The organism is Mesorhizobium sp. B2-5-3 (assembly GCF_006441005.1).
Lineage (GTDB): Bacteria > Pseudomonadota > Alphaproteobacteria > Rhizobiales > Rhizobiaceae > Mesorhizobium.
The window spans coordinates 146291-159514 of record NZ_VFUS01000002.1; the positions used below are offsets into that span (position 1 = coordinate 146291).

Sequence of the window (13224 nt, forward strand, 5' to 3'; positions counted from 1 at the left end):
GCACCGGCGACATGATGGCAGCGCAAGCTGGTCCCGGCCTTGCGTGACCGCACTCGGGCCGACCGCTCTCAGGCCGGACATCGGGCGGCTGTGCGCGATAGCGCCCTCAGGAAGCGAGCCGGTCGAGCCTGCCGGTTTCCGGATCGATGCCGTATTCCTTGAGCTTGCGGTAAAGCGTCGAGCGGCCGATGCCGAGGCGGCGGGCGACTTCGCTCATCTGGCCGTTGTAGTGATCGATGGCGAGCTTGATCATCTCCAGTTCGACATCCGCCAGGGCGCGCACATTGCCGCGTTCGTCGAGCGCGCGCAGCGTGCCGAAGCGTGGCTGAAGCCGCATCGGCGATTCGGGTTCGGCAGCCGAAACGCCCTCGCCGGCCAGCGCCGGCTCATCGCGCGGTTCTACGGCCAAAGCCGGGCCGGTCGGCGCGATGTCCACATCGAGACGGACCGTGCCCTCCACCTGGGCGCGGATTTGCGGGAAATCCTCGACGCCGAGCACATCGCCTTCGCACAGCACCGAGGCGCGGAAGACGGCATTTTCCAGCTGCCGGATGTTGCCGGGCCAGTCATAGGCCTGGAGCACGGCGAGCGCCGCCGCCGAAATGCCCCGCAGGCGATGGCGCGGGTCTGCCGGAGCCACCTTCTCCATGAAATGTGCGACCAGATCGGGAATGTCGTCGCGGCGGTCGCGCAAGGGCGGCACATAGATCGGATAGACGTTGAGCCGGTAGAACAGGTCCTCGCGGAACTTGCCGTCCTTGACCTGCTGCAGGAGATTGCGGTGCGTCGCCGAAATCAGCCTGATGTCGACCCGGACCGTGGCGCGGCCGCCGACCGGATCGACCTCGCCATCCTGGACGGCGCGCAGCAGCTTGACCTGCACGTCGAGAGGCAGGTCGCCGATCTCGTCCAGGAACAGCGTGCCCGAATGCGCTTCGACGAATTTGCCGGTGTGCTTCTCCGTAGCTCCGGTGAACGAGCCCTTCTCATGGCCGAACAGGATCGATTCGACCAGATTGTCGGGAATGGCGCCGCAATTGACGGTGACGAAAGGTTTCGATCGGCGGTCGCCGCTGCCCTGTATGGCGCGCGCCACCAGTTCCTTGCCGACGCCGGATTCGCCCTCGATCAGGATCGGGATGTTGGATGCCGCCGCTTTCTGGCCGAGGCGGATCACCTTGTCCATGGCGGGACTGTGCGTGATCATGTCCCTGAAGGTCAGCAGCCCGCCGCGCCGGCGCGACGTGCGCTTGACCTCGCCTTCGACAGCCTCGACCTTGAGCGCGTTGGCGATCGAGGCCTGCAGCCTGTCGGGAGAGGCCGGCTTGACGACGAAGTCGAAGGCGCCGTGGCGCATCGCCGAAACCACGGTCTCGATGCCGCCCTGGGCGGTCTGCACGATGACCGGGATGGTGATGCCGCGCTCGCGCATCGCCTTGAGCACGCCGATGCCATCGAGATCAGGCATGACCAGATCGAGGATGACCACCGACACGTCGCGGGCGCCGGGTCCGTCGAGGGCGTCGAGGCCGGCAGCGCCCCCGTCGACCACGATTGCGGTGTGGCCGAACCGCGTCACCGCCGCCTCGAGCAGCCGGCGCTGCACGGGATCGTCATCGACTATGAGTATGGAACCTGTCATGACTGTCTTGAGCCGCCCGCCTGATATCCCCATGGACCATCTTGGCACAGGGTTCTAAATAAGGTTTCAAAAAACCCGGTGAACGAATTCCTTAGGATTTGACCGGCTTCTCCGTTCTCCTTGATTCTGGCCCTGGCCCGGCCACTTGATTCAAAAGAAGGTATTGTCGATGCGCGTGATGTTTGATCGGCGGCTTGCGGCGCCAGCTTCCGGTCAGGGCGCCGCCGAGCTTGGCGATCTGCCGGAATGGAATCTTACCGACCTCTATGCGGGCATGGAGGCGCCGGAGTTGAAGCGCGACATCGCCAAAGCCGCCGCCGATGCGGTCGCCTTCGAGAGCCGCTGGAAGGGCACGCTATCCGCCGAGGCCGAGCGCGGCAGCGCAGGCAGGCTGGGCGAGGCGCTTGTCGCCTATGAGGCTCTGGAAGAGCTGATCGGCCGCATCGTCTCCTATGCCGGCCTCATCTACGCCGGCAACACCGCCGATCCGCAGCGCGCCAAGCTCTATGGCGACATCCAGGAGAAGATGACCGACGCCAGCGCGCATCTTCTGTTCTTCGCGCTCGAACTGAACCTGATCGACGACGCGGCCATCGAGGGCGCGCTCGCCGCCGACCCCGCCTTCGGTCATTACCGGCCCTGGGTGCTCGATCTGCGCCTGGACAAGCCCTATCAGCTCGAGGATCGCGTCGAGCAGCTGTTCCACGAGAAGTCGATCACCGGGCGCGGCGCCTGGAACCGGCTGTTCGACGAGACTATGACGGACCTGCGCTTCGACGTCGACGGCGAGGAGCTGACGCTGGAACCGGCCCTGAACCGATTGCAGGATGCCGACGGCGAGGTGCGACGCCGCGCCTCCGAGGCGCTCGCCCAGACCTTCCGGAGGAATTTGCGCACCTTCACGCTGGTCACCAACACGCTGGCCAAGGACAAGGAAATCTCGGACCGCTGGCGCGGTTTCGAGGACATCGCCGATTCACGCCATCTCGCCAACCGCGTCGAGCGCGGTGTGGTCGATGCGCTGGCTTCGGCGGTGCGCGAGGCCTATCCGCGCCTGTCACACCGCTATTACCGGATGAAGGCGCGCTGGCTGGGCATGGAGGTGATGAACCACTGGGACCGCAACGCGCCGTTGCCGGAGACGCCGCAGGCGGTGATTGGCTGGGACGAGGCCAGGAACACGGTGCTGTCCGCCTATCAGCGCTTCTCGCCCGAGATGGCCGAGATCGCGCGGACTTTCTTCGACCGCAACTGGATCGACGCGCCGGTGCGCCCAGGCAAATCCCCCGGCGCCTTCGCCCATCCGACCGTGCCTTCGGCGCACCCCTACGTACTGCTCAACTACATGGGCAAGCCGCGCGATGTGATGACGCTGGCGCATGAGCTTGGCCATGGCGTGCACCAGGTGCTGGCCGGCGGCCAGGGCGCGCTGATGGCCTCGACGCCGCTGACGCTGGCCGAGACGGCGTCCGTTTTCGGCGAGATGCTGACCTTCCGCTCGTTGCTCGAGCAGACCACCGACAGGCGCGAGCGCAAGGCCATGCTCGCCCAGAAGGTCGAGGACATGATCAACACGGTCGTGCGCCAGATCGCCTTCTACGAATTCGAGCGCAAGGTGCATGCGGAGCGCCGCAACGGCGAACTGACATCCGACAGGCTCGGCCAATTCTGGCTGGAGGTGCAGGCGGAAAGTCTGGGCCCGGCGATAAAGTTGCGCGACGGCTACGAAGTCTTCTGGACCTACATCCCGCACTTCATCCATTCGCCCTTCTACGTCTACGCCTATGCGTTCGGCGACTGTCTGGTGAACTCGCTCTACGCGGTCTACCAGAACGCCGAGCGCGGCTTCCAGGACAAATATTTCGAGATGCTGCGCGCCGGCGGCACCAAGCATCATTCGCAGCTTCTGGCGCCTTTCGGCCTCGATGCCACCGATCCCGCCTTCTGGCAGATCGGGCTTGGCGTGATCAGCGGCTTGATCGACGAGCTGGAAGCGCTCGACAACTGAGGCGTCTTCTGTACGTCGTCCCCACCTGCTCAGAACAGTTTAGCCGGAATGCATATTGGGCCCACACTATTCTTGGTCTAAATATCTGTTCTTGAATAACTCTCTTTCGTAGTTTTCCCATAGCTTTCCGTAAGCTCTATGATAGCCTCCCCGCCAAGCTCAGCCGGAGCATGCGGGTCGGGCGGGGAAGTCTCAGCCGATCGCGGCGTTCCGGTGCACGCGACGACGGCCATTGGCCATGGCTTGCAAAGCCGACGCCGACGGCTCGACTGAGGCCGGCTGTTCCGCAGGCGGCCGAACCATCATCGAGTAGTCCTTCGCCGAAGGTCATTAAGTCCAATGCCGCGGCAGACGGATCTGACTGGAGAGAGAGACAATGGGCACTTTTTTCTACATGCTCCTGGCGTTCCTTGTGGGTGTGCTGGTTGGCTGGTTCATCTGGGGACGCCTGCGCGGTGAGCTCGACAGCTTGCGCGGCGACCTCGACCGCACACGCAGCGAGCGCGACCGGCTGCGGGCCGACAGCGATCGCCTGACCGGCGAGTTGGATGCCTGCGGGCGCACCCGCGCCGACCTCGAGCGCCGGCTGCGCGAGGCCTCGACCGGCTCCGGTCCGGCAAAAGCGGCGACCCCGGCGCCGGCCGCCTTGATGTCGACGCCCACCCCTGCCAAATCCGCTCCGGCGGCCAAGCCGGCGCCCAGGAAGCCGGCTGCGGCCAAGGCCGCTTCCAGCGCCGCGAAGACTGGCGCGCCGAAGGCCGCTGCCGCCAAGGCGGCACCCAAGGCCAGCGCGGCGCCCAGGAAGGCGGCACCGGCGAAGGCCGCGCCGGCCAAGGCGGCTTCCGGCAAACCCGACAATCTGCGCCGGCTGATCGGTATCGGCCCGGTCAACGAGAAGCTGCTCAGGGCACAAGGCGTCACCAGCTTTGCCCAGATCGCCGCCTGGACAGCCGCTGATATCAAGCGGATCGAGGACGTCATGAATTTCGACGGCCGTATCGCGCGCGAGCGCTGGATCGAGCAGGCCAAGCTGCTCGCCGCCGGCAACGAGGCGGAATTCGCCAGGCAGTTTCCGTCGGCTGGAACCGCCAGCAACACCTGAGCGACAGGGCAGATCCGACGATTGCGGCCGGCGGCGCGAACGAAGCGCCGCCGGTTTGCTTTTGGCCGCAAGGTCTGCCCACGGATCGGGCGACAGGTCGGGTTTAAGTGGCAAGGTGCCGCTCCCTCGATTGCGCGCGGCTGCCCCCCCATATAGAGCCATCATTGGCTTCATCGATCCACGCCCCGAGTTCCATGCCCCTGCCCGCCGCAATTTTCCGCAATGACGAAAGCGCGCGCCAGCTCGTTTTCGACCGACCGGACGACATCATCACGGCGCACGAGGCCCGGGATTTCCCGGCCGCACTGGAGGCGGCCCAGGCCGCTCATGACGCCGGCAAATGGCTTGCCGGCTATTTCTCATACGAGGCGGGCTACCTGCTGGAGCCGAAGCTGGTTCCGTTGCTGCCGGCCGGGCGCCGCGCCCCGCTGGTCTGCCTGGGCGTCTTTGACGCGCCGGTGCAAGAGCCGGTGCCGCCCCGCAAGGCGGCGGCGACCAACGGCCCGATCTTCGATGCAAGGGCGACATGGTCGTTCGAGGATTACGAGAAGCGGTTCTCGCGGCTGCACCGGCACATCAGGCAAGGCGACTGCTACCAGGGCAACCTGACCTTTCCGGTGCATGCGCAATGGTCGGGCGATCCGCTGGCCGCCTTCGACGCGCTGACCGAACGCCAGCCGGTGAAATACGGTGCCCTGGTTTCGCTTGGCGGTCCGGTCGTGCTGTCACGCTCACCCGAACTGTTCTTCGAGATCGACGCGCAGGGCATGGTCGAGACGCATCCGATGAAGGGCACGGCGCCGCGTGGTGCGACGGAAGCCGACGACGAGCGCCAGAAAACCTTCCTGCGCAATGATGAGAAGAACCAGGCCGAGAACCGGATGATCGTCGACCTGCTCCGCAACGACATCTCGCTGATCAGCGAAGTCGGCACGCTGGAAGTGCCAGAGCTGTTCCGCATCGAGACCTATCCGACCGTCCACCAGATGGTGAGCGACGTCAGGGCGAAGCTGCTGCCGGGCCTCACGATCCGCCAGATTTTTGCAGCGCTGTTTCCCTGCGGCTCCATCACCGGCGCGCCGAAAATCCGCGCCATGGAGATCCTGCATGACCTTGAAGGCACGCCCCGCGATGTCTATTGCGGCGCCATCGGCTGGATCGCGCCCGGCGGCACGATGCGCTTTTCCGTGGCGATCCGCACCATCTCGCTCTTTCCCGGCGGCGAGGCCGTCTACAATGTCGGCGGCGGCATCGTCTTCGATTCAACCGCGCAGGAGGAGTATCAGGAGTGTCTCTTGAAAGCCCGCTTCGCGACGGGAACGCCGCCGGTTTCGAATTGATCGAGACCATGCGCTGGGAGCCGCCCATGGGCTTCCTGCGCTTCGAGCGGCATCTGGCGCGCCTCTATGGTTCGGCGGCCGAACTCGGTTTTGCCTGCGACCCGCAAAGGATCGGCGACGTGTTGGGCAAGGCTGTCGACGGCGCGTGCAACGCCTTGCGCACGCGCCTGGCTTTGGCGCGCAGTGGCGACACGGCCGCCTCGGTCCAGCCCTATGAGCCGCTCGCCGCCGATAAGGTCTGGACGCTGCGGCTGGCGCGCACGAGGCTCGATTCGAACGACATGCTGCTGCGCCACAAGACCAGCCACCGGCAGGTCTACGCGCATGCCCGCGCCGAATACCTCATCACCCAGGCCGACGAAGTGCTGTTGGCCAACGAGCGTGGCGAGATGTGCGAAGGCACCATCACCAATGTCTTCGCCGATTTCGGCGACGGCATGCTTTTGACGCCCCGCCTCGATTGCGGGCTGCTGCCTGGCGTATTGCGCGGCGCGCTTCTGGATGAAGGCCGCGCCCGCGAGGCGATCTACAGCTTTGACGACTTGAAATCCGCCAGGGCGCTCTATGTCGGCAATTCACTGCGCGGCTTGATCCCGGCAAAACTGATCTGAAGCATGACATCGCTGCCCACCCACACGCCCTATGATGGCTCGTCCAAGCTGTTCACCATCGGGCTGAAGCCGCTTGCCCTGGCCGACTGGATCGAAGTCGACGAACATCTCCTGCCGTTCCTCGCCGAGAAGCAGCGGCTCTATGCCGAAATGCCCGGCACCGTGTTCGTCGAGGAAGACGGCACGCGCGATGCCCAGCGCGAAGTGCTCGACCTGCTCGAAGCGCACTTGCCGCGGGCATTTCCCGAGACCCATCGGCGTGCCAGTGGCGGGGTCGAGGTGATCGGCGCCGCCGGCAATCCCGAGGGCGACTTCGCCAAGGCGCCGCTTGTCGCGGCCTCGCTGCTCGTCCAGGAAGACCTGATCCTGATGCGCCGCGGCGAAGACGGCTGGCGGCTCGCCGCCGGCTCGCTCTGCTTTCCCTCGTCCTGGTCGCTGCTCGAAAAATTCGGCAAGCCGTTGCAGCAGATCCATGCGCCCGTGCCGGGTTTTGGCCCTGGCACGCGGCCGGCCGAGCTGATCAACCGCATGTTCGACGGCCTCCAGGGCCAGGCCGTGGAGCGCTACAACTGGTCGATTCAATCGGGCGATGCGCTCTACCATCCGCTATCCAATGTCGAGCGAATCGAGCGCGCCGCCAGCCGCCCGTCGCGATTTGCCGATGGCGACGCCAATGCCCACGCCTTCATCCGCGTCGAGCGGCAGACGCTTCGAAAATTGCCCGTCTCGGGCGACATCCTATTCACCATCCGCATTCATCTCGACCCGCTGGCGGCGTTGGCGCATCACCCCGACCGGGCAACGCTGGCTCCGGCTTTCGCTGCCCAGCTCGAAGCGCTCGCCATCGCCCAGCTCGATTACAAGGGCTTGACATCAGACCGCGACCGGCTGGTCAGCGTCCTTAACCAAATGGCGAACGCCGCCTGACCGGCGGTTGGCGCTTTTCACTGGTTTATGACAATGATCTGTGATGTAGCGCATGCCCGTTGGGCGAGAATGCCCGGGTTTGCACCTGTCTGAAGGAGTGCTCGATAAAATGGCGAATGAAAACTGGCCCGTTTACGGTGAGATCACCGGCCCTGTGGTGATGATCGGCTTCGGCTCGATCGGACGGGGCACGCTGCCGCTGATCGAGCGCCATTTCAAGTTCGACAAATCGCGCATGACGGTCATCGACCCGCTCGGCACCGACCGCGCGCTGCTCGACGAGCGCGGCATCACCTTCATGCAGGATGCGGTGACCGAGAAGAATTACAAGAAGCTCCTGACCCCGCTTCTGACCAATGGGGGCGGCCAGGGTTTTTGCGTCAACCTGTCGGTCGACACCGGCTCGGTGGATCTGATGCGGCTCTGCCGCAAGCTCGGCGTGCTCTACATCGACACGGTCGTCGAGCCATGGCTCGGTTTCTATTTCGATGCCGAGGCCGACAATGCCAGCCGCACCAACTATGCGTTGCGCGAGTCGCTGCTCAAGGAAAAGCACGACAAGCCCGGCGGCGCGACCGCGGTCTCCACCTGCGGCGCCAATCCGGGCATGGTCTCGTGGTTCGTCAAGCAGGCATTGGTCAACCTGGCCACCGATCTCGGCCTCGAGTTTTCGGAACCCGCGCAGGAAGACCGCGAGGGCTGGGCGAAGCTCATGAGGAAGGCCGGCGTCAAGGGCATCCACATCGCTGAGCGCGACACCCAGCGCACCAAGAAGCCGAAGCCGATGGAGGTGTTCTGGAACACCTGGTCGGTCGAGGGCTTCATCTCCGAGGGCCTGCAGCCCGCCGAACTCGGCTGGGGCACGCATGAGAAATGGATGCCCAAGAACGGCAAGAAACACAAACATGGTTCCAAGGCCGCAATCTATCTGGAGCAGCCCGGCGCCAACACGCGCGTGCGCTCGTGGTGCCCGACGCCAGGTGCCCAATACGGCTTCCTGGTGACCCACAACGAGGCGATCTCGATCGCCGACTTCTTCACCGTGCGGTCCAAAAAGGGCAAGGTTCAGTACCGCCCGACCTGCCACTACGCCTATCATCCCTGCAACGACGCGGTGCTGTCGCTGCATGAAATGTTCGGCGCTGCCGGCAAGGCGCAACCGGTACACCATGTGCTGGACGAAAACGAACTGGTCGACGGCGTAGACGAGCTCGGCGTGCTGCTCTACGGCCATGACAAGAACGCCTACTGGTACGGCTCGCAACTGTCGCTCGCCGAAGCGCGCAAGCTGGCGCCTTACCAGAACGCCACCGGCATGCAGGTCACCTCGGCGGTTCTGGCCGGCATGGTCTGGGCGCTGGAGAACCCCGAAGCCGGCATCGTCGAGGCCGACGAGATGAACTACAAGCGCTGTCTGGACGTGCAGTCGCAATATCTCGGACCGGTGAAGGGCTATTATACCGACTGGACGCCGCTCGATAATCGGCCCGGCCTGTTTCCGGAGGACCTCGACCGGAACGACCCGTGGCAATTCCGCAACATCCTGGTGCGATAGCGTCGCGCCAAGCATGCCTCACTGCCTTGCAATCGCCCGGAAATCGGGCGATTGAAGGATGCGGACGGGAGCAAGCCGCGTCCATCTGGACGCATGAACTGCGCTCTTGAAACTTGGATGCATGCACCGTGCTTTCCGAAAGTCGTTTTCCGATTTCGGGCCGACGGGCGAGGAGAGGATTTTTACATGACCATTGCGCGCAAGATTCTTTCGATGAGTGTTGCGGCGGCCACGATGGTGGGGCTGGCCGCTTGTGCAACCAGCGGTCCCGACGAGCCGTCGATAGGGGCCGCGCCGAAGGGCGTCGAAGGCTCCTGGATCGACGCCAAGGGCACCGGTCTTTCGACCTTTGCCGGCGGAACCTTCACCACGGTAGCGACCGATACCGGCCAGAAGCTGTCCGACGGCACCTATACGATGACCGGCGCCACTTCGGTCGAGATCCACGGTACCTCGCTGATCCGGCAGACGCCGGTGAGCTTCAATTGCCTGCTGGTGTCCACCAGCCAGCTCAACTGCACCAGCGGCTCCGGCCAGAATTTCGTGCTGACCCGGCGCGCCTGAACCACCAGGCATTCAGACCTGCAAAGGACGGCGGCCAATGGCCGCCGTCCTTTTTTGTGCCCAGCAGGGATCAACGGGATTTTGCCCCGATTTCCCCTTGCATGCTCCGGAACGCGATGGGAACATGGCTGAAAAAGCCGGCTGTTAGAGACCGGTCAAGCAAGAGCGCTAAACGGCTCTGATCAGCCTATCCGGGAGACGAAGATGAAAAAGCTTGCCGCCATTGCCGCCCTTTCCGCGTCGACGCTGGGCCTGTCGGCCGGCGCATCTTTTGCCGACTACACGCTGAATATCCTGCACATCAATGATTGGCACAGCCGCATCGAAAGCAACAACAAATACGAATCCACCTGCTCGGCGGACGAGGAGACAAAGGGCGAATGCGTCGGCGGAGCCGGCCGGCTGGTCACGGCGATCGCGCAGGAGCGCAAGAAGCTGGAAGGCCAGAACGTGCTGTTGCTCAGCGCCGGCGACAATTTTCAGGGTTCGCTGTTCTACACGACTTACAAGGGCAAGGCCGAAGGCGAGTTCCTCAACGACATGAAGTTCGATGCCATGGCGCTCGGCAATCATGAATTCGACGACGGCGAAACGGCATTGGCGCCGTTCCTCGACATGATCAAGTTCCCCGTGCTCGGCGCCAATGTGAAAGCCAACGCGCAGTCCAAGCTCGGTGACCGCGTCAAGCCGTCCATCGTCGTCGAGGTCGGCGGCCAGAAGATCGGCATCATCGGCGCCGTCACCAACGATACGCCCGAACTCGCCACTCCCGGCCCCAACATCGCCATCGAGGACGACGTCAAGTCGATCACGGCCGAGGTCGAGAAGCTGAAGGGAGAGGGCGTCAACAAGATCATTGCCGTGACCCATATCGGCTACAACAGGGAGCGCGATGTCATAGCGAAGATCCCGGGCGTCGACGTGGTCGTCGGCGGCCACAGCCATACGCTTTTGTCCAACACCGATCCGAAGGCGGCAGGCCCCTATCCGACCATGGTCGACAATCCGGACGGCTACAAGGTGCCGGTCGTGCAGGCGGCGTCCTATTCGAAATATCTCGGCGAGTTCAAGGTCGTGTTCGACGACAATGGCGTCGTCAAGTCGGCGAGCGGCGACCCGATCCTCCTCGACAAGTCGATCACGCCCGATCCCGCCGTGCTCGCCCGCATAAAGGAGCTCGGCGCGCCGATCGAAGCGCTGAAGAACAAGGAAGTGGCCGAGACGACTGACGTCATCGACGGCAGCCGCGAGAGCTGCCGCGCCCGCGAATGCGCGATGGGCAATCTCGTCTCCGACGCCATCCTCGACCGCGTCAAGGAACAGGGCGTCGAGATCGTCATCTCCAATGGCGGCGGCCTGCGCGCCTCGATCGACAAGGGCACCGTCACCATGGGCGAGGTGCTGACCGTGCTGCCCTTCCAGAACACGCTGGCGACCTTCCAGATCTCGGGCAAGGACCTCGTTGCCGGGCTCGAAAGCGGTCTCAGCCAGGTCGAGGACGGCGCCGGCCGCTTCCCGCAGGTGGCCGGCCTGAAATACGCCTTCGACAAATCCGCCCCGGCCAATGCCGGCCGCGTCAAGTCTGTCGAGGTGATGGAGAACGGCGCCTGGACGCCGCTCAATCCCGACAAGGACTATCTGGTCGCCACCAACAACTATGTCCGCCAGGGCGGCGACGGCTACAAGGTTTTCGCCGAAAAGGCCAAGAACGCCTATGATTACGGCCCCGGCCTCGAACAGGTGGTCGCCGACTATCTCGGCGCGCACCGGCCCTACACGCCCAAGCTCGACGGCCGCATCACCGAGATCGCCGCGACGACAGCGGCCGCGCCTGCGGCGGAGCCCGCCAAGCCAGCCGAAGCAATGCCCGATCTGCCTGCCAACTCCGGCGATATCGCCAACACGCCGCCGGCCGTGTCGACCGAGGCCGCGCCTGCGCCCGCACCGGCAACGCCTGCCGCTCCGGCAACGCCAGCACCTGCGGAACCGGCAAAGCCTGCCGAAGCCGCCCCTGCCCCGGCAACACCCGCGCCGGCTGAGCCGGCAAAGCCCGCCGAGGCCGCACCGGCCGAAACCAGCCATGTCATCGTCGCCGGCGATACCTATTGGGACCTGGCAAAGAAGGCCTATGGCGACGGCACCAGGTGGAAAGTCATTTCCGAAGCCAACAAGGGCTACGAGCCGCGCCGGCTTCCGGTCGGCGCCACCTTGACCATACCGCCGAGGTAACCGCCTTCGCCTTTGCGCGCAGGGACACCCGCCGAAACAGGGCGGGCGTCCTGTTTTTGGTAAGGTGCGGCCAGACGCTGCATTGAAAAGCAGCGCGGCGTCGCTACTTTCGCGCCGTGTTCGGAGACCCGCAATGCCGCCTTCCATCCCTGTCGACGCCAAGCCCGCGAGGACCGTGGGACCGAGACCGGCCGGACATTCGCCGGCCAAGGCGGGCAAGGTCGGCGTCATGCTGGTCAATCTCGGCACGCCGGACGGCACCGATTTCAGGCCGATGTGGCGCTATCTCCGCGAATTCCTGTCCGACCCGCGCGTCATCGAACTCAACAAGGCGATCTGGTATCCGATCCTCTATGGCCTCGTGCTGACCACGCGACCGAAGAAGTCGGGCGCCAACTATGCCAGGATCTGGAATCGCGAGAACAACGAGTCGCCGCTGCGCACCTATACCCGCGCCCAGGCCGAGAAGCTGACCGTGGCATTGCGCGACCTGCCCGACGTGGTCGTCGGCTGGGCGATGCGCTACGGCAATCCCTCGACCGCGAGCGTCGCCGAAAGCCTGGTCGCGCAGGGCTGCGACCGCATCCTGACCTTTCCGCTCTATCCGCAATATTCGGCCACCACCACGGCGACTGCCAATGACCAGTTGTTCCGGGCGCTGATGAAGATGCGTGCGGCGCCTGCCGTCCGCAGCGTGCCGCCCTACTATGCCGAACCGGTCTATATCGAGGCGCTCGCCCATTCGATCGAACGGCATCTGGCCAGCCTCGATTTCGAACCGGAGGTGGTCATCACCTCCTATCACGGCATCCCGAAACCCTATTCCGACAGAGGCGATCCTTACCGCGAGCATTGCCTCGAGACGACACGGCTGCTGCGCGAGAGGCTCGGCTGGGACGAGAAGAAGCTGATCACCACCTTCCAGTCGCGTTTCGGCGCACAGGAATGGCTGCAGCCCTACACCGACAAGACGGTGGAGAAACTGGCCAAGGACGGCGTGAAATCGATTGCCATCGTCAACCCCGGCTTTTCCGTCGACTGCATCGAAACGTTGGACGAGATCGGCCGCGAGGCGGCGGAAACCTTCCATCATGCCGGCGGCGGAAGATTCGCGCACATCCCCTGCCTCAACGACAGTCCCGAAGGCATGGCGGTGATCGAGGCGATGGTGCGGCGCGAACTGTCCGGCTGGATCTGAAACCGGGAACAATGGACGTTCCGGGGCGTTGAGGCGCGCCCTCCGGAG

10 protein-coding genes are annotated in these 13224 nt (G+C 64.5%); 9 read left to right on the forward strand and 1 reads right to left on the reverse strand.

Annotated elements, in window-relative coordinates; all coding sequences use genetic code 11:
* Positions 1–106 precede the first annotated feature (106 nt).
* Positions 107–1642 (reverse strand): sigma-54 dependent transcriptional regulator, encoded by a 1536-nt coding sequence (locus FJ867_RS05325; RefSeq protein ID WP_140650198.1) that lies wholly within the window; start codon positions 1640–1642, stop codon positions 107–109.
* A gap of 169 nt (positions 1643–1811) precedes the next feature.
* Between FJ867_RS05325 and FJ867_RS05330 the strand changes: the two genes are divergently transcribed.
* The 9 genes from FJ867_RS05330 to hemH all read left to right on the forward strand — a co-directional run bounded on the left by FJ867_RS05330 (position 1812) and on the right by hemH (position 13176).
* Positions 1812–3650: a M3 family oligoendopeptidase gene (locus FJ867_RS05330; protein ID WP_181168320.1), complete on the forward strand. Its 1839-nt coding sequence runs from the start codon at positions 1812–1814 to the stop codon at positions 3648–3650.
* Positions 3651–4026: 376 nt separating this feature from the next.
* On the forward strand, positions 4027–4752 hold the full coding sequence (locus FJ867_RS05335) for a proton-conducting membrane transporter (RefSeq protein ID WP_140671443.1): 726 nt from the start codon (positions 4027–4029) through the stop codon (positions 4750–4752).
* A 194-nt stretch (positions 4753–4946) separates the two neighbouring features.
* Positions 4947–6092 (forward strand): aminodeoxychorismate synthase component I, encoded by a 1146-nt coding sequence (locus FJ867_RS05340; protein ID WP_140671442.1) that lies wholly within the window; start codon positions 4947–4949, stop codon positions 6090–6092.
* Positions 6041–6703, forward strand: coding sequence for an aminotransferase class IV family protein (locus FJ867_RS05345; protein WP_140513677.1), 663 nt, complete (start codon positions 6041–6043; stop codon positions 6701–6703). Before FJ867_RS05340 ends, FJ867_RS05345 begins: the two co-directional genes overlap by 52 nt.
* A 3-nt stretch (positions 6704–6706) precedes the next feature.
* On the forward strand, positions 6707–7630 hold the full coding sequence (locus FJ867_RS05350) for a DUF3445 domain-containing protein (protein ID WP_140657365.1): 924 nt from the start codon (positions 6707–6709) through the stop codon (positions 7628–7630).
* Positions 7631–7739: 109 nt separating this feature from the next.
* Positions 7740–9185, forward strand: a complete 1446-nt coding sequence (locus tag FJ867_RS05355) for a homospermidine synthase (RefSeq protein ID WP_140496274.1) — start codon at positions 7740–7742, stop codon at positions 9183–9185.
* A gap of 186 nt (positions 9186–9371) precedes the next feature.
* Positions 9372–9749 (forward strand): hypothetical protein, encoded by a 378-nt coding sequence (locus FJ867_RS05360; RefSeq protein WP_140496275.1) that lies wholly within the window; start codon positions 9372–9374, stop codon positions 9747–9749.
* Between the two features lie 204 nt (positions 9750–9953).
* Positions 9954–11978, forward strand: a complete 2025-nt coding sequence (locus FJ867_RS05365) for a bifunctional metallophosphatase/5'-nucleotidase (protein ID WP_140816726.1) — start codon at positions 9954–9956, stop codon at positions 11976–11978.
* Between the two features lie 133 nt (positions 11979–12111).
* Positions 12112–13176, forward strand: coding sequence for a ferrochelatase (gene hemH, locus FJ867_RS05370; RefSeq protein ID WP_140566191.1), 1065 nt, complete (start codon positions 12112–12114; stop codon positions 13174–13176).
* Positions 13177–13224: the final 48 nt, after the last annotated feature.